The organism is Pseudomonas arcuscaelestis, from assembly GCF_016881005.1.
Lineage (GTDB): Bacteria > Pseudomonadota > Gammaproteobacteria > Pseudomonadales > Pseudomonadaceae > Aquipseudomonas > Aquipseudomonas arcuscaelestis.
On the sequence record NZ_JACOPV010000005.1, the window covers coordinates 164,991 to 182,126 of the forward strand.

At 60.4% G+C, this 17,136-nt stretch carries 12 protein-coding genes; 1 reads left to right on the top strand and 11 read right to left on the bottom strand.

Features of this window, described 5'->3' with window-relative positions; all coding sequences use genetic code 11:
- Positions 1-22 precede the first annotated feature (22 nt).
- The 10 genes from H8F21_RS09290 to H8F21_RS09335 form a co-directional block, all read right to left on the bottom strand.
- The gene (locus tag H8F21_RS09290) at positions 23-1,651 is read right to left on the bottom strand and encodes a BatD family protein (RefSeq protein ID WP_203476848.1); all 1,629 of its coding nucleotides are present in this window, start codon (positions 1,649-1,651) and stop codon (positions 23-25) included.
- Positions 1,648-3,363, bottom strand: a complete 1,716-nt coding sequence (locus H8F21_RS09295; RefSeq protein WP_203476845.1) for a tetratricopeptide repeat protein — start codon at positions 3,361-3,363, stop codon at positions 1,648-1,650. Before H8F21_RS09295 ends, H8F21_RS09290 begins: the two co-directional genes overlap by 4 nt.
- A complete protein-coding gene (locus tag H8F21_RS09300) occupies positions 3,360-4,436 on the bottom strand; it encodes a vWA domain-containing protein (RefSeq protein ID WP_203476843.1) in 1,077 nt (358 codons plus the stop codon). The genes H8F21_RS09295 and H8F21_RS09300 overlap by 4 nt, the downstream gene beginning before the upstream one ends.
- Positions 4,429-4,923 carry a DUF4381 domain-containing protein gene (locus H8F21_RS09305; protein WP_203476841.1) on the bottom strand — a complete coding sequence of 165 codons (495 nt, stop codon included), beginning with the start codon at positions 4,921-4,923 and terminating at the stop codon, positions 4,429-4,431. Before H8F21_RS09305 ends, H8F21_RS09300 begins: the two co-directional genes overlap by 8 nt.
- Positions 4,920-5,864 (bottom strand): DUF58 domain-containing protein, encoded by a 945-nt coding sequence (locus tag H8F21_RS09310; protein ID WP_203476839.1) that lies wholly within the window; start codon positions 5,862-5,864, stop codon positions 4,920-4,922. The genes H8F21_RS09305 and H8F21_RS09310 overlap by 4 nt, the downstream gene beginning before the upstream one ends.
- 4 nt (positions 5,865-5,868) lie before the next feature.
- Positions 5,869-6,828 (bottom strand): AAA family ATPase, encoded by a 960-nt coding sequence (locus H8F21_RS09315; protein WP_136475246.1) that lies wholly within the window; start codon positions 6,826-6,828, stop codon positions 5,869-5,871.
- A 232-nt stretch (positions 6,829-7,060) separates the two neighbouring features.
- Complete coding sequence (locus H8F21_RS09320) at positions 7,061-8,389, bottom strand: MFS transporter (protein ID WP_203476837.1); 1,329 nt, start codon at positions 8,387-8,389, stop codon at positions 7,061-7,063.
- 57 nt (positions 8,390-8,446) lie between these two features.
- A complete protein-coding gene (lhgO, locus tag H8F21_RS09325; RefSeq protein WP_203476835.1) occupies positions 8,447-9,640 on the bottom strand; it encodes an L-2-hydroxyglutarate oxidase in 1,194 nt (397 codons plus the stop codon).
- 118 nt (positions 9,641-9,758) lie between these two features.
- Positions 9,759-10,469, bottom strand: coding sequence for a FadR/GntR family transcriptional regulator (locus tag H8F21_RS09330; protein ID WP_203476833.1), 711 nt, complete (start codon positions 10,467-10,469; stop codon positions 9,759-9,761).
- Between the two features lie 74 nt (positions 10,470-10,543).
- The gene (locus H8F21_RS09335) at positions 10,544-10,897 is read right to left on the bottom strand and encodes a hypothetical protein (protein WP_203476832.1); all 354 of its coding nucleotides are present in this window, start codon (positions 10,895-10,897) and stop codon (positions 10,544-10,546) included.
- Between the two features lie 346 nt (positions 10,898-11,243).
- Here H8F21_RS09335 and H8F21_RS09340 point away from each other — a divergent pair, with 346 nt between their 5' ends.
- Entirely contained in the window at positions 11,244-16,109 is a 4,866-nt protein-coding gene (locus H8F21_RS09340; protein ID WP_203476831.1) for an NAD-glutamate dehydrogenase, read from the top strand.
- 133 nt (positions 16,110-16,242) lie between these two features.
- Here the strand turns inward: H8F21_RS09340 and ppsR are convergent, their stop codons facing one another.
- Positions 16,243-17,061, bottom strand: a complete 819-nt coding sequence (gene ppsR, locus H8F21_RS09345) for a posphoenolpyruvate synthetase regulatory kinase/phosphorylase PpsR (protein WP_136475252.1) — start codon at positions 17,059-17,061, stop codon at positions 16,243-16,245.
- Positions 17,062-17,136 lie beyond the last annotated feature (75 nt).

Below are 17,136 nucleotides of genomic sequence, written 5' to 3' on the forward strand. Positions count from 1 at the left end.
CTTGGCGCGTCACGCCTTTGGGTTATTTGGGGTACAACGGCGGCAGGCTGCCGTTTTCGTTCGCGGTCGGCTGGATCTGTTCAGCCGCCGGGATGGTGCCGATGGCACGCCAGAGTTCATCACCTTGCCAATACTGCCCGCTTTCGCTGTAGAGGGCACCATTGAGGCCGTCCAAAGCGTCGGACAGTGGTACAAAGCGAGCGGCCATTTCCGCCAGGGTTTCGGGGTGTTGGCGAGCCCAGGCGTCGAGGGCCTGGCGGGTGGCCTGGGGGTCATTGGCCTGACATGCACGCTTGAGGTCATCGAGCAGCGTGCGCGGGCTCGGGCCGGCCTGGGCGGCGCGCAGCACCGCCGGTTGCGAACGGGCGCGCCACCACAAAACAAAGCCAAGCAGCGTGGTCAGGGCAAACAAAAGGGTACTCAATTGCCAAGGCCAGAGTGGGCGCGTGGTCACTCTGACCGGATCGATATTGGTCGGTTTGTCGGCGCTCAGGGCCGGGTTGTCTTGAATCTGCAGGGTCCGCGCTGGCAGGCTGCTGTGCTCCAGGTGATCTTCACGGGTGTTCCACCAGTACACCTCCTGGGCGGGCAGCTCCAGGCTGCCGCTGTGGGTTGGGACCAGGGCTTCACGTTCTTCACGAATGCCCAGCAAACCTCGGTCGGTCACCTGATTGCGCAGTTGCGGCTGGTCAGGGTAGCGGCGCAGGCCGGTCACTTCGATAGTCGGTAACGGTGGGAGCTGAGCGCTGGAAAGACCTTCGGCTTGCACGATCACGGTGCGCGTCAGCGAGTCGCCGATTTGTGTCTGCTGTTGCGCAGGATCAGGGCTCCAATGCTCTTCGAGGCTGAGGCTGCTGGTAGGCAGCCAGGGCGCATTGGCCGGGTAGTCAGCCGGGATTGGGTTGACGGTCAGCACCAGCGGTGTGGAGCTGACCTGCACGTGCTTGCCGACCCTGGGCGCATTGAGCTCTTGCTCGGCATCATTCTGGGCAGCGGTTGCACTGAACACCAGGGTCGGAATGGTGAGGTCCCCGCTTTGCTGGGGATAAACCGCATAACGCATTTCAATCACACCATGGCGCACGCCATCGATCTGTTTTTCGAACGTACGCGATTCGCCCAGCGGCTCGACTTTGGCGTTGGCGATTTGCAGCGGGCTCAAGCTGCTGTCGTCATACAGCGGTACCGAGTGGTAGATGCTTAAGGTCAGTACCGCTTGGGCTTGAACGTAGACTTCAGGTTGGTCGAGGCTGGCATCGATGAATACCGGGCCGTGGTTCTCGTTGTTGGCCTCCTGAGTCAGCACTTGCAGGCTGATCGGCTCGCTGCGCAGTTCGCCTATTTGCAGGGCGGGAATTTCCACGCTGCCGCTTTTTCGCGGCAGCAGGGTGATGATCCAGCGGGTGCCGGCGGCGCTCTGCTCATCAAGGCTGTTGAGGCTGTTGACCTGGCGGGTATCGCGGACTTCGAAGTTGGCATTCAACGGTGTCAGGTCCGGTTTGCCAAACTGGGTCACGTCCTGGGTCTGCAGGGTCAGCTCCAGCGTTTCGCCGGCATTCAGGCGCGCGCGATCAACGCTGGCAAGCAGCGTTGCGGCTTGAATCTGCAGGCTGAAAATGAGGCTGAGTACCAGAAAACAGAGGCGACTCATCGATGGGATTCCTGATGTTGTTGCTGTTCGTACCAGAATTTACGCCGCAGCAATTCTGCCGGGTTGTCCGGAATCTGTCGTAGCCATTGTTCCAGTGCCTGACGCTGTTCAGCATCCAGGGTGCTGTCGAGTGGACGCTGGGGGGGCCGAGTAGTCTCTTCGTCGTCACCTTCGCCGGACACATTCTGCGCCTGTTCACTGGTGTTGCTTTCATCCTTGCTGGTTTCGCTGGGTTGTTGCGAAGGTTGTTCGCTGGCCGGGTCCTGGTTGTTCTGCGTGCTGCTGGTGCTGGTTTGCGCGCTAGGGTCGCTCTGCTGGCTTTGTTCAGGCGTCTGTTCCGGCTGCTCGGCTTGACGCTGTTGCAGCAGTTGTTCGACCAGGGCTTTGTTGCTCAGCGCCGCTTGCAATTCCGGTTGCCGCTCCAGTGCCTGTTCATAGGCATCCAGTGCCGCTTCAAGTTCCCCACTGCGAGCCAGTGCGTTGCCGCGATTGAAATGGTCTGCAGCACTGTTGCCTTGGGCGAACAGACGCGCGGCACCATCGTAGTCACCCGCTTCATAAAGGGCCAGGCCCTTCCATTGACGGTCCTCGAAGCGTTGAGCGGCTTCGTTGGGTCGGCGCTGCTCAAGTAGCCTCTGCCCCTGCTGGTCGGGACGTAGCCACAGGTCACTGAATTCGAAGGCATAGCTCGGTTGCGGGAGTACCAGCAACAGAGGCAGGCAGAACAGCCAGCCACGGCGACCGGCGCAGGCCGCCAGCAGCAACAGGGGCAGCAGCAGCCAGTGGCCCTGGTCGGCCCAACTGTCCAATTGCAGGGTCTGCCCGTCATCGCGCAGGCTTTTCGGGTTTTCGAACAGACGAAGCCCGCGCAGGTCGAGGTCGTCGATGCGGACGTTGCGGTAGCGGCCCCCGGTACTGGCGACAAATGCGCGGAGGCTGGCGCTGTCCAGGCGCGGCATGAGGATGCCACCCTGGTCGTCCTTGAGGAATTCGCCATTGGCCTGCTTTACGGGCGCGCCTTGGGCGGTACCGATACCGAGCATCAGCAGGCTGGGGCCCTGGCGCCCGAGGGCCTGGTTGATGCCCTCACGCTCCTGTGGGCTCAAGGATGAGCCTACCAGCAACAGGCGTCCCTGGCCGAGGCCGGCTTGCGCCAGCAGGGCGAGACCCTTGCGTACAGCAAGGTCCGCACGCTGGCCGGGTTGGGGCATGATCGAGGGGGTAAGGGCTTCGAGCAAGTTGCGGCTGGTAGCAAGGTCGTCCGACAGCGGAACCAGGGTATGAGCGCTACCGGCATAGACAATGATTGCCGTCTGGCTGTCGCGGCGATGCTCCAGCAGATCGAGGATTTTGCGTCGGGCCTGCTCCAGGCGGTTGGGTGCAACGTCTTCGGCGAGCATTTGCGGCGTCAGTTCGAGCAGGATCACCAGCGGGTCGGCCGGACGCTGGCGGGTTTCTTCCAGGCGTTGCCAACTGGGACCGACCAGCGCCAGTACCGTGATCAACCAGGCCAGTCCCAGGGCTATCCAGGGCAACTTGCTGTCGCGGCCGTTGCCGCCGCCCAGGAGCACCGCGTGGAAGCTCGGGGGCAGGATCATCTGCCAGCGCCCAGCGCGCTTTTGCCGGTGCCAGAGCTTGAACAGCAACCAGGCGAGCAGCGGCAGGACAATCAGCCAGGCAGGACGCAGCCATTGCGGCCAAAGCTCGATCATCGGCGTCTCCTCAGGCGCAGGCGCGCCAGTCGTTCACGCCACTGCGGATGCGGGACCAGAAAATTCGGCCGGCGCAGCAGACGATGCAACCTGTTGTCCGGCCATTGTTCCTGGATTACCAGCAGTACGCTGAGCAATAGCGCCAGGGCCAGCGGCCAACTGTACAGGGCGTGGGCCGTGCGCGCCTGGGTCGGCTGCTGGGCGACGGGTTCAAGCTGGTCCAGGGCTTCGTCAATGGCCAGCAACTCCTCGCCGTCATGGGCACGGAAGTAGCTGCCCCCGGTAAGGTTGGCAATTTCCTTGAGCGAGGCTTCATCCAGGTCCAGGCTTGGGTTGATCCCGAGTAAACCGGCGGTACCGGTTTCTTCCGGATCGGCACCAATGCCGATGGTGTAGATTTTCACGTTTTCCTGGGCAGCCAGGCGCGCAGCCGTCAGCGGATGGATCTGCCCACCGTTATTGGCCCCGTCGGTGATCAGCACCAGTACGCGACTCTGTGCCGGGCGTTGTCGCAGGCGCTTGAGCGCAAGACCAATGGCATCGCCAATGGCGGTGTTTTTGCCGGCGATGCCGACCTGTGCTTCATCGAGGAAGGTGCGTACGGTGCGTCTGTCGAATGTCAGTGGCGCTTGCAGGTAGGCTTGGCTGCCGAACAGGATCAAGCCGACGCGGTCGCCCTGGCGAGCTTCGAGAAAGTCGCCGAGCAAGGCCTTTACCAGCGTCAGGCGGCTGACTTCTTCGTCCTGCCACTGCATGTCCGGAAAGTCCATGGAACCGGAAACATCCACCGCCACCAGCAGGTCGCGCCCGCTGGCCGATACCGGCAACGGCTCGCCCAGCCATTGCGGGCGGGCTGCGGCCAACAGCAACAGTAGCCATACCAGCACAAACGGGGCCTGTTGGCGCCAGGTTGGAAGGTTCAAGCGGGCGCGGCGACCGGCCAGGCCTTCCAGCTCGTTGAGGAAGCTGACCTTGAGCACCGGCTCGCCGCTGTCGGCGGCCGGCAGCAGCAAGCGCGCCAGCCAAGGCAGCGGCAGGAGGACGAAAACCCACGGCCAGGCCAGTTCAAACATGTTTGCGAATCCAGGTTTCGACGGCTTGATTGAGCCCGGCGATGGCCTTGTCATCAAGTTTGCATTCAGGCTTGTACGCCCCCTCGACCAACACCATCCAGCGGGTCAGACCCGCCGCCGGGCAGCGGTTGTCCAGGAACGCCAGCCACTGGCGGCCGTTGAGGGTGTGGCTGTGGCTGCCGGGGTAGTGGTTGCGGCACAGGCGTTTGAGCAGGGCGTTGATTTGCTGCAACCAGGCGCCGGCCGGTTGTCCGTCATAGGGTTTGGGTAGGCGCGCAAGCTCAGCCAGTGCTTCGATGCGGATCGGGTCCAGGGGCATTTCTGCACGGGCCATGGTTTTTTTGCCTGGACGCCAGTGGCGCAGCCGCCACATGCCCCAACCCAGCAGCGGCAGCAATGCCAGCAGTACCCACCAGCCAGGCGCCAACGGCCACCAGCCAATGGGAGGCGGGGCAATCAGTGGCTGCAGTTGGTCCAGTGGGTTCACTGGCCTTTCCCCGGTCGTTGCGCGTTGAGGTACTCGCGCAATTGCTCGATCATTTCGCTTTGTGTGCTTAACGGCATCAGCACCACCCGCAGTTTTTGCGCCAGCAACTCCCAGCGCTCGATACGTGCTTCGCTCTGTTGACGGTAGCTGCGACGCAGGGTCGGGTCGAGGGTGTCGAGTTCCAGTTGTGCGCCGTGCTGGGCGAAACGCAGTAGTCCGGCGGCGGGCAGGGCGTGGTCGAGGGGGTCCGATAGCGGCAGCAGGAGCAAGTCACAGTGACGCGACAGCAGGCTCAATTGCTGCTCCACCGCCGGGCTCAAGGCTCGCTCGTCGCAGATGATAATGGCCAGGCTGCCTGGGCGCAGGACTTCCCGAGCGCGACGCAGGGCCAAGCCGAGGCTGTCGGCCTGGGGTTGGGCTTCGGTGTGCAGGGATTGGTTGACCCGAGCCAGGCGGTTGAGCAGTTGCAACAAGCTTTGCTTGCTGCGCCGCGGCTTGATCTCGTAATGCTCGTTGTCACCGAACACCAGGCCGCCGATGCGATCGTTGTGGCCCAGAGCGGCCCAGCCAATCAGGGCGGCCGCCTGGGCGGCGAGCACCGATTTGAACATCAGCCCCGAACCGAAGAACAGCCGCTGGCTTTGCTCGACAAGAATGAAAATCGGCCGTTCGCGTTCTTCGTGAAAGAGCTTGGTGTGGGGCTCCTGGGTACGTGCGGTCACCCGCCAGTCGATATTGCGCACGTCATCGCCGGCTTGATAGACCCGTACCTGGTCGAAATCGACACCGCGCCCACGCAGTTTGGAGTGGTGCAGGCCCACCAGCGGGCTGCGCTGGCCAGGGCGTGAAAACAGTTGCACCTCACGCACACGATGACGCATCTCGATCAGCTCTGCGAGGCTGACACGGATTCCGGGCGCGGCCAACAAATGTTCGGGCATGGGATCAGGCGACAGCTACGACGTCGAGGATTCGCTGGATCACTCGGTCTTGATCGATTCCAGCGGCCTCGGCCTCGAAGGAAAGAATGATGCGGTGACGCAAGACATCGAACAGCACTGCCTGAATGTCTTCAGGGCTGACGAAATCGCGACCAGCCAGCCAGGCATGCGCACGCGCGCAGCGATCCAGGGCTATGGAGCCGCGCGGGCTGGCGCCATAGGCAATCCAGTCAGCCAGTTCCAGGTCGAACTTGCCCGGGGTACGCGTGGCCATGACCAGTTGCACCAGGTATTCCTCTACCGCATCGGCCATATACAGGCCGAGAATTTCCTTGCGTGCTGCAAAAATCGCCTGTTGGCTGACCCGTCGCTCTGGCTTGGTTTCGCCATTGAGCGCTTCGCCGCGAGCCTGCTGGAGAATCCGGCGTTCCACGGAGGCATCCGGGAAACCGATTTTCACATGCATGAGGAAACGGTCGAGCTGGGCTTCAGGCAGCGGGTAGGTGCCTTCTTGCTCGATGGGGTTTTGCGTGGCCATTACCAGAAACAACGGCGATAACTCGTAGGTGCTGCGGCCAACACTGACCTGGCGTTCGGCCATGGCTTCGAGCAACGCCGACTGGACCTTGGCTGGCGCGCGGTTGATTTCGTCTGCCAGTACCAGGTTATGGAAGATCGGACCTTGCTGAAAGACGAAGCTACCGGTTTCCGGGCGATAGATCTCGGTACCGGTGATGTCCGCCGGGAGCAGGTCGGGGGTGAACTGGATACGGTGGAACTGGGCTTCAACGCCTTCTGCCAATTCCTTGATGGCCTTGGTCTTGGCCAAGCCAGGAGCACCTTCGACGAGCATGTGGCCGTCGGCTAACAGCACGATGAGCAGGCGCTCGACGAGTTTTTCCTGGCCAAGGATCTGGGTAGAAAGAAAGGTGCGCAGCGCGATCAGCGCCTCACGGTGTTCCATCGTTGAAGGTTCCTGGACAAAAGCCAGGGCGTGTCGCAATAAAGCGCCCGGGCGGGGGCTGATACTTTAATCCATCCGGGGCCCTGGCGACTAACGGCGTCGCGTAAATTTGTGCAAAACCAGGTCTTGTCGGGCCTGCGCGAGCGGATTTCTCCGCGAAGGACCACAGCGCAGTCAAAAAAGGCTGAATCTGCATTGCGGTCCGCCGCGGAGATATCCACAGGGGTATTGCTCAGTTCTTGAAGCTGGAGTGCTTGCGGCCCTGGTCACAGAAGGCGAATACCACTACCAGTACCGCAGCTACAGCCAGGATCACCGCTACACCATCGGTAGAGTGCGTGGCGGAGCTGGCCACCAGCGCCAGGCCACCAAGTGGCGCCAGGCCACCGGCCACTGCGGTGCCAATCTCGCGACCGGTGCCGAAGCCCGAGGAGCGGGTCTGGGTGGGGAACTGGCGGCTGAGGAACGAGCCCTGAGGCGCAAACATCATCGGCGCAAGAATGCCGGTACCGATCGCGATAGCCAGGTAGATCATCATCGGTTCACCGGTATTGAGCAGGGCCAGGAACGGGTAGGCGAACAGCATCGAAAGCGCCCCGCCGAGCATCAATACGGTTTTGCTGCTCCACTTGTCGCACAGCCAGCCGAAACACGGCACAGCGACAATAGCCACGAGGCTGGCAATAGTGACCGAAAGCGAAGTGACATGGGCTTCGACACCCTTGTACTGGGTCAGGTAAGCGAGCGAGAAGGTTTTGAAAATGTAGCTCAGGGCGTTGTAGCCAATGGCGACGAAGAACACCACCGCCAAGCCCTTGAGGTCATTTTTGAACAGCAGCTTGAGCGGTGATACCTGGACTTTGTCCTTGCTTTTGTCCAGCTCTTTGAAGTCCGGGGTTTCCGGAATGCTGCGGCGAACCCACAGGCCTACGGCGACCAGTACGATGCTGCAGATGAACGGGATGCGCCAGCCGCCGGAGAGCAGGAAGTCGTTGCCGTTCATGGTCAGCACGTACACCGTCAGCGACGACAGCAACAAACCCAGGTTCAGGCCCAGGGCCGGCCAGGCACCCTGGCTTCCGCGCTTGCCTTCACTGGCGTGCTCGTAGGAGGTGACCGCCGCGGCGGAAAGCTCGGCGCCTGCGCCCAGGCCCTGGATAATACGCACCAGGACCAGAATGATCGGGGCCCAGATGCCGATGGAGGCATAGCTTGGGATCAAGCCGATCAACATGGTGCACACGCCCATCAGGCAGAAGGTGATAACCAGCACCTGCTTGCGTCCGAAACGGTCACCCAGGTAACCGAACAGGATGCCGCCGAAAGGCCGGGCGATAAAACCGATGGCAAAAGTGGAAAAAGCCAGCAGCGAGGCCATGGCCGGGTTGCTCGGATCGAAGAAAACCTTCGAGAAGACAATCGCCGCCATGGTGGCGTACAAGTAGAAGTCGTACCACTCAAGCATTGAGCCGAAGATAGTGGCAGCGGCCACCTTGCGCAGGCGCTTTTTGTTCTGTTCCGGGGTTTCTGTCGCAGCCGCAGCTGCCTCATGTACCGACATCAGCGAGTTCCTTTTTGTCTTTGTAGTTATGTTCTAAAGAGGGTTCTAAAGCGGGTTTCAGCGATTTTTGAAGATCCTCTCGGCGATCATCTGGCCGATCGGGATCGCCGAGGTGGCGGCAGGCGAGGGGGCATTGCAGACATGCACCATGCGAGGCGTCTCGGCGAAGAGAAAGTCATGGACCAGGGTGCCGTCGCGCATAACTGCCTGGGCGCGGATGCCGGCCTCATAGGGGAGCAGGTCTTCGATGTTGAGGGAGGGGCAATATTTGCGGCATTGCTCAAGGTAGCCGCCCTTGAACAGGGAGTTTTTCATCTCGGTAGTGCCGGAGCCGAGGTTGGCCCAGATGGTTTTCCAGAAACCGGGGAAGCGTGCGTACTCGGCGACGTCGCGCCAGTTGATCGAGAACTTGTTGTAGTTCTCTCGGCCCAGGCCCAATACCGCGTTGGGACCCACGGTGACGCTACCGTCGATCATGCGGGTCAGGTGTACGCCGAGGAACGGCAGCTCCGGATCGGGAATCGGGTAGATCAAATGATTGACGATGTTGTTCTTGCTGGCTGGCAAACGGAAGTATTCGCCGCGAAACGGAATGATCTGATGATCGATCTTGACCCCGGCCAGCGCCGCCAGGCGATCCGACTGCAGGCCGGCGCAGGCCACCAACTGACGCGTGCGCCACGCTTTGTCGTCGCTGCTGATGGTAACGCTGTCAGTGTCTTCGACAATGGCGCGCACGGTTGTCGACAGATGGATTTCGCCCCCCGCGGCCTGGATTACCCCAGCCATGGCCTGGCACACCTGCTTGTAGTCAACGATGCCGGTGGCGTCGAGGAACAGTCCGCCCAGACCGACAATGTTCGGTTCGCGTCGTTGTAGCTCGGCAGCGTCCAGGCGCTCGACCTTCAGGCCGTTCTGCTGTGAACGCTCGTACAGGGCCTGCATGCGCTGCACTTCCAGCGGCGTGGAGGCCACCAGCAGTTTGCCGCAGACATCGAACTTGATCTTGTGCTCGGTGCAGAACGCCTTGGTGGCCTCGGCGCCACGCTTGCACAAGTCTGCCTTGAGGCTGCCCGGTGCATAGTAGATGCCAGCATGGATAACGCCGCTGTTGTGACCGGTCTGGTGCCTGGCAAGGCTGGCTTCCTTTTCCAGGATCAGCAGGGAAGCGCCGGGCTGGCGTTCGAGTAGCGCCATGGCGGTGGCGAGGCCAACGATGCCGCCGCCGATGATGCAATAGTCGTAAATCATGCAGGTGTCAGCTTGGCTTGTTCTTATCAGAGAGTCTGCTTATCAGGTTGTCAGACTAAGTAGGTCAAACAAAAGGCGCTGTAAGCCAGCGCCGGTTATCTACGGCACGTTGCAAATTTCAGTTAATGCTTGGCAGTTCCAGCTTCAGACGTTTGGCCGAAGCGCGTAGGTGAGCCTCGGCACACGCGGCTGCGGTGGCACGGTCGCCATCGGCAATGGCTTGATATAACGCCTGGTGTTCGCGGTTGGCATCGGCCGACCCCCCCACCGAATGCGCGGCCGAGTTTTCCCAGGCGGTCTTGCGGGCGGCTGCGAGCTGGCCACGAAGAAAGTCGTGGAATGCCACGAAGTAATCATTTTTGCTGGCTTCGGCGATGGCGCGGTGAAACTCGACGTCGGCGGCAGCCGCTGCAGCAAAGTCGCTGCGTTTATCCAGCATTTCCTGCAGGGCCTTGTTCATGCGCGTGAGGTCGACAGCATCACGGCGCTGGGCCGCAACCGAGGCGGCCTGGGTCTCGATCCACAAGCGTACTTCGAACATCTGCACCAGGTCCGGGCTGCGGCCCAGGGCGCAAGGGAAGCGGAAAACGGTACCGGTCGGAGTTTGCGAGATGTATGACCCCAGGCCCCGGCGGGCGATCAATACTCCATCGGCCTTGAGCTGGGCCACTGCTTCGCGCACCACCGAGCGACTGACGTTCAGTTGCTCGGCCAGTTGCTGTTCGGTGGGCAGGCGCGATTCGGCCGCCAGGCGCCCGGAATCGATCTCTGCACGGATGGCGCCGACAACGCGTTCGACCAGCGTATCGGGGCGCTGAAGCTCAAGCATGAGGTATTGCTCATTAATCAGGTTGTCAGACAATGCCTTCGAGACGGTTTCTTGTCAAGAAACCGTGGTCGCTGTTACAGCTCGCTGACGTAAGTACCGGTGCCATTGAGAATGTTCTGCAGGGTTTCTTCAACCTCGGCAAAGTCAGTACCGTCGCTGCTCAGACTGATTTCCAGATGGTCATCACCATTAAAGACATCGGCATCGCCCGGGGCCACTTCGATCAGCAGGCGCTTGGCACTGAGTGTGACCTTCAGGCCATCGATGGTGCAGGGCTCGTCGTCCAGTGTGATGTCCACCGTGTCTTCGTCCGGGTAGCGGGTCATGAGGAACATCTGGCCCTTGTCACTGTGGCAGCACAGGGTGGCCATGTTGTCTTCCTCATCATCGCAGGGGGTGGCGAAGAGCAGGGCGGTGGTCAGTTGCATGGGCGGCTCGATCAATAAGTTGGTACACGATTCTGACAGCCTTCGGCCTGTGTATAAACGTGCAGTTGCACCTCAATGACCGAATATGTCGCAGCGCTGCAAGCAGGGGCGGGCGAGCACTCGTTAAGCTGCGCTGTCGATGGTCACCCGTAAAGACACAGCTCGTTGAAGCAGTCGTTTTTGCAGATGCCCATCCGCGGAATTGGTAAATGTGACCAATGAGTCGCGTTTTGCGCCTGTTCTTATGGTTTTACCGTCTTCCTGCTACGGGTTGGCTATCGTTGATCCGTAGATGGCGGACGTGCGCGACGCTTCACTCAAAAACAAGCCCAGCGGAGTACCACAGATGGCGTTTTTCACCGCAGCCAGCAAAGCCGACTTCCAGCATCAACTGAAAGCGGCCCTGGCGCAGCACATCAGCGAACAGGCACTGCCACAAGTGGCGTTGTTCGCCGAACAGTTCTTCGGCATCATCTCTCTTGACGAGCTCACCCAGCGTCGCATGTCGGACCTGGCCGGTTGCACCCTTTCTGCCTGGCGTATCATTGAGCGCTTCGACGCTACCCAGCCGCAGGTTCACGTTTATAACCCTGACTACGAGCGTCACGGTTGGCAGTCGACCCACACAGCGGTCGAAGTCCTGCACCATGACCTGCCTTTTTTGGTCGACTCGGTACGCACCGAGCTCAACCGCCGCGGCTATAGCATCCATACCCTGCAAACCACTGTCCTGAGCACCCGTCGCGGGGCCAAGGGCGAGTTGCTGGAAATTCTTCCCAAGGGCACTCATGGTGAAGGCGTCTCGCAAGAATCGCTGATGTATCTGGAAATCGACCGCTGTGCCAATGCCGCGGAACTCAATGTTTTGACTCGCGAGCTGGAACAGGTACTGGCCGAGGTGCGTGTAGCTGTTGCCGATTTCGAGCCCATGAAGGCCAAGCTGCGCGATTTGCTGGCGCTGGTCGAGCAGACGGCATACGCCCCGGCCCAGGCTGAGAAGGCCGAGGTCAAGGACTTCCTGGAGTGGCTGCTGGGCAATCACTTTACCTTCCTCGGTTATGAAGAGTTCGTCGTCCGCGCTGACGCCCAGGGCGGTCAACTGGTCTATGACGAGCAGTCGTTCCTGGGCCTGACCCGCTTGTTGCGCGCCGGCCTCACCGCCGAAGACCTGCGCATCGAAGATTACGCGGTCAACTATCTCAACGAACCACTGCTGCTGTCCTTTGCCAAGGCTGCCTACCCAAGCCGCGTACACCGTCCGGCTTACCCCGACTACGTTTCGATCCGCCAACTGGACGCCGACGGCAAAGTCATCAAGGAATGCCGCTTCATGGGCCTGTACACCTCTTCGGTGTACGGCGAGAGCGTGCGTTCGATCCCGTATATCCGTGGCAAGGTGGCCGAAGTGGAGCGCCGCTCCGGGTTCGATCCAAAGGCTCACCTGGGCAAGGAACTGGCTCAGGTGCTGGAAGTGTTGCCGCGCGACGATCTGTTCCAGACGCCGGTGGATGAGATGTTCACCACTGTGATGTCGATCGTGCAAATCCAGGAACGCAACAAGATTCGCGTGTTCCTGCGCAAGGATCCGTACGGCCGTTTCTGCTACTGCCTGGCCTACGTACCGCGGGACATCTACTCCACTGAAGTGCGGCAGAAGATCCAGCAAGTATTGATGGATCGCTTGAAAGCCAGCGATTGCGAGTTCTGGACCTTCTTCTCCGAGTCGGTGCTGGCGCGGGTGCAACTGATCTTGCGCGTTGATCCGAAAAACCGTATCGACATCGACCCGCAGCAGCTGGAAAACGAAGTGATCCAGGCCTGCCGTTCGTGGCAGGACGACTATGCCAGCCTGACCGTCGAAAGCTTCGGTGAAGCCCAGGGCACCAACGTCCTGGCTGACTTCCCGAAAGGTTTCCCGGCCGGTTATCGCGAGCGTTTCGCTGCGCATTCGGCTGTGGTCGACATGCAGCACCTGCTGAACCTGTCCGAACGCAAACCGCTGGTGATGAGCTTCTACCAGCCCCTGACCCAGCTCGGTGAGCGCCAGTTGCACTGCAAGCTGTACCACGCCGATACGCCCCTGGCGCTGTCGGACGTGCTGCCGATCCTGGAAAACCTCGGCTTGCGCGTGCTTGGCGAGTTCCCGTATCACCTGCGCCATGCCAATGGTCGCGAGTTCTGGATTCACGATTTTGCCTTCACCTACAGCGAAGGCCTGGATCTGGATATCCAGCAGCTCAACGACACCCTGCAGGACGCCTTTGTCCATATCGTCCAGGGCGATGCCGAAAACGACGCCTTCAACCGCCTGGTGCTGACCGCCGGCCTGCCATGGCGCGATGTGGCACTACTGCGTGCTTATGCCCGCTACCTCAAGCAGATCCGCCTGGGCTTTGACCTCGGGTACATCGCCAGCACCCTGAACAACCACACCGACATCGCGCGCGAGTTGACTCGGCTGTTCAAGACCCGCTTCTATCTGGCTCGCAAGCTGAGTGGCGACGACCTCGACGACAAGCAACAACGTCTGGAACAGGCCATTCTGTCGGCACTGGATGATGTGCAGGTGCTCAACGAAGACCGCATCCTGCGTCGCTACCTGGACCTGATCAAGGCCACCCTGCGTACCAACTTCTACCAGACGGACGCCCATGGCCAGAACAAGTCGTACTTCAGCTTCAAGTTCAACCCCAAGCTGATCCCGGAACTGCCCAAGCCGGTACCCAAGTTCGAAATTTTTGTCTACTCACCACGCGTGGAAGGTGTGCACCTGCGCTTTGGCAACGTGGCCCGTGGTGGTCTGCGCTGGTCGGACCGAGAGGAAGACTTCCGCACCGAAGTGCTGGGCCTGGTAAAAGCCCAGCAGGTGAAGAACTCGGTCATCGTACCGGTCGGCGCCAAAGGCGGCTTCCTACCACGTCGTCTGCCACTGGGTGGCAGTCGCGACGACATTCAGGCTGAAGGTATCGCCTGCTACCGGATCTTCATTTCCGGCTTGCTGGATATCACTGACAACCTCAAGGACGGCGCACTGATTCCGCCGGTCAACGTTGTACGTCACGACGATGACGATCCTTACCTGGTAGTGGCTGCCGACAAAGGCACCGCGACCTTCTCCGATATCGCCAACGGCATTGCCATCGATTACGGCTTCTGGCTTGGCGATGCATTCGCCTCCGGTGGTTCTGCAGGTTACGACCACAAGAAAATGGGTATCACCGCCCGTGGTGCCTGGGTAGGCGTGCAGCGCCACTTCCGTGAGCGCGGTATTAACGTCCAGGAAGATCCGATCACTGTGGTAGGTGTCGGCGACATGGCCGGTGACGTGTTCGGCAACGGCTTGCTGATGTCCGAGAAGCTGCAGTTGGTGGCCGCATTCAACCACCTGCACATCTTTATCGACCCGAACCCTGAGCCGGCCAGCAGCTTTGCCGAGCGCAAACGTCTATTCGATCTGCCGCGTTCAGCCTGGAGCGACTACGACACCAGCATCATGTCCGAGGGCGGCGGGATCTTCCCGCGTAGTGCGAAAAGCATTGCGATCACCCCGCAAATGAAAGAGCGTTTCGCCATCGATGCCGACAAACTGACCCCGACCGAGCTGCTCAATGCCTTGCTCAAGGCACCGGTAGACCTGCTCTGGAACGGCGGTATCGGTACCTACGTCAAGTCCAGTGAAGAAAGCCACGCCGACGTCGGCGACAAGGCCAACGACGCCCTGCGGGTCGATGGCAACGAGCTGCGCTGCAAGGTAGTGGGCGAGGGCGGCAACCTGGGCATGACTCAATTGGGTCGTGTCGAGTTCGGTCTCAATGGTGGCGCCACCAACACCGACTTCATCGACAACGCCGGTGGTGTGGACTGCTCCGACCACGAGGTCAATATCAAGATTCTGCTCAACGAGGTTGTGCAGGCCGGCGATATGACCGAGAAGCAGCGTAACCAGTTGCTCGGCAGCATGACCGACGAAGTGGCGGGTCTGGTGCTGGGTAACAACTACAAGCAGACGCAGGCGTTGTCCCTGGCTGCTCGTCGTGCCCGTGAGCGAATTGCCGAATACAAGCGCCTGATGGCTGATCTGGAAAGTCGTGGCAAGCTGGATCGTGCCATCGAGTTCCTGCCAACCGAGGAGCAACTGGCTGAGCGTCTGGCGGCCAATCAGGGCCTGACCCGTGCCGAGCTGTCGGTACTGATCTCCTACAGCAAGATCGACCTCAAGGAAGCGCTGCTCAAGTCCTTGGTGCCGGATGACGATTACCTGACCCGCGACATGGAAACCGCGTTCCCGCCGTCGTTGGTGAGCAAATTCGCCGAGGCTATGCGTCGTCATCGTCTGAAGCGTGAAATCGTCAGCACCCAGATTGCCAACGATCTGGTCAACAACATGGGTATCACCTTCGTCCAGCGTCTGAAAGAGTCCACCGGCATGAGCCCGGCGAATGTCGCGGGTGCTTACGTGATTGTGCGAGATATCTTCCACCTCCCGCACTGGTTCCGTCAGATCGAGGCGCTGGACTATCAGGTGCCGGCTGAAATCCAGTTGACCCTGATGGACGAACTGATGCGTCTTGGGCGTCGGGCTACCCGTTGGTTCTTGCGTAGCCGTCGCAACGAGCAGGACGCTGGGCGCGACGTAGCGCACTTTGGGCCGAACATCGCAGCTTTGGGTCTTAAGCTTGATGAGTTGCTCGAAGGGCCGACCCGTGAGCGTTGGATGACCCGTTACCAGGGCTTCGTCGATGCGGGTGTGCCGGAATTGCTGGCGCGGATGGTTGCCGGTACTACGCACCTGTACACGTTGCTGCCGATTATCGAGGCGTCCGATGTTACCGGTCAGGATCCGGCGGAAGTGGCCAAGGCGTTCTTTGCGGTTGGCAGCGCGCTGGATCTGACCTGGTACTTGCAGGAAATCAGCAACCTGGCGGTGGAAAACAACTGGCAGGCCCTGGCTCGCGAGGCGTTCCGCGATGATATCGATCTGCAGCAGCGGGCGATCACCATTTCGGTGTTGCAGATGGCTGATGCGCCGCAAGAGATGGATGCGCGGGTCAATCTGTGGCTGGATCAGCACCGTGTGATGGTCAATCGCTGGCGTGCCATGCTTGACGAGTTGCGGGCTGCGACGGGGACTGATTACGCCATGTACGCGGTGGCGAACCGCGAACTGGTGGATCTGGCCATGAGCGGGCAGGCGGCGGTAGTGCCTTCCTGACGTTGCGCTGAAATGAAGAAGCCCCGGCATTTGTCGGGGCTTTTTTTTGTTTGATGGTTTTGCGATTTTTTTTTGGGGGGGGCCGTAGCGCCACGGCATCAAATGGATATGCCCATCGCCACGTGCGCTACCCTTACTTGAACCGCCGCTCTACACCTTTCTCGACCAGAATCTTCGCCGCAATCTCTTCCACCGAAAAATGCGTGGAGTTGATATTCGGAATATTCTCGCGACGGAACAGATTCTCCACCTCACGCACCTCGAATTCGCACTGGGCGAAGCTGGCGTAGCGACTGTTGGGCTTGCGCTCGTGACGAATGGCGGTCAAGCGGTCCGGGTCGATGGTCAGGCCGAACAGCTTGTGCTGATGGTTTTTCAAGGCCTGGGGCAGTTGCAGGCGCTCCATGTCGTCCTCGGTCAACGGATAGTTGGCCGCACGGATGCCAAATTGCATGGCCATGTACAGGCAGGTAGGTGTCTTGCCGCAGCGCGAAACCCCTACCAGGATCAAATCAGCCTTGTCGTAGTAATGCGTGCGGGCGCCATCGTCGTTGTCCAGCGCGAAGTTGACCGCCTCGATGCGCTCCATGTAGTTGGAGTTGCCGCCAATAGAGTGCGACTTGCCCACCGAGTAGGAAGAATGCGCTGTCAGTTCCTGCTCCAGCGGGGCCAGGAAGGTCGAGAAAATATCGATCATGAAGCCGTTTGAGGTCGCCAGGACCTCGCGAATATCCTGATTGACGATCGTGTCGAAGATGATCGGACGAACACCATCCTTCTCTGCGGCGCTGTTGATTTGTTGTACCATCACTCGCGCTTTTTCCACGCTGTCGATGTACGGGCGTGTGAATTTATTGAACGGAATGGTATCGAATTGCGCGAGAAGACTCTGTCCCAGCGTCTCGGCAGTAATGCCGGTGCCATCGGAGATAAAGAAAGCAGATCGTTTCATTTGCGCCTTGGGCCTTAAGCTGATGACGATTCTTGGATATGATAGGTTCGGTTTACCGAACATCGCGTTCGGCAT

Coding starts and splice junctions, on each gene's coding strand:
- H8F21_RS09335 (WP_203476832.1), bottom strand. CDS start 10,897: ATGCAACTGACCACCGCCCTGCTCTTCGCCACCCCCTGCGATGATGAG.
- H8F21_RS09295 (WP_203476845.1), bottom strand. CDS start 3,363: ATGATCGAGCTTTGGCCGCAATGGCTGCGTCCTGCCTGGCTGATTGTC.
- H8F21_RS09340 (WP_203476831.1), top strand. CDS start 11,244: ATGGCGTTTTTCACCGCAGCCAGCAAAGCCGACTTCCAGCATCAACTG.
- H8F21_RS09315 (WP_136475246.1), bottom strand. CDS start 6,828: ATGGAACACCGTGAGGCGCTGATCGCGCTGCGCACCTTTCTTTCTACC.
- H8F21_RS09290 (WP_203476848.1), bottom strand. CDS start 1,651: ATGAGTCGCCTCTGTTTTCTGGTACTCAGCCTCATTTTCAGCCTGCAG.
- H8F21_RS09320 (WP_203476837.1), bottom strand. CDS start 8,389: ATGTCGGTACATGAGGCAGCTGCGGCTGCGACAGAAACCCCGGAACAG.
- lhgO (WP_203476835.1), bottom strand. CDS start 9,640: ATGATTTACGACTATTGCATCATCGGCGGCGGCATCGTTGGCCTCGCC.
- ppsR (WP_136475252.1), bottom strand. CDS start 17,061: ATGAAACGATCTGCTTTCTTTATCTCCGATGGCACCGGCATTACTGCC.
- H8F21_RS09330 (WP_203476833.1), bottom strand. CDS start 10,469: ATGCTTGAGCTTCAGCGCCCCGATACGCTGGTCGAACGCGTTGTCGGC.
- H8F21_RS09310 (WP_203476839.1), bottom strand. CDS start 5,864: ATGCCCGAACATTTGTTGGCCGCGCCCGGAATCCGTGTCAGCCTCGCA.
- H8F21_RS09300 (WP_203476843.1), bottom strand. CDS start 4,436: ATGTTTGAACTGGCCTGGCCGTGGGTTTTCGTCCTCCTGCCGCTGCCT.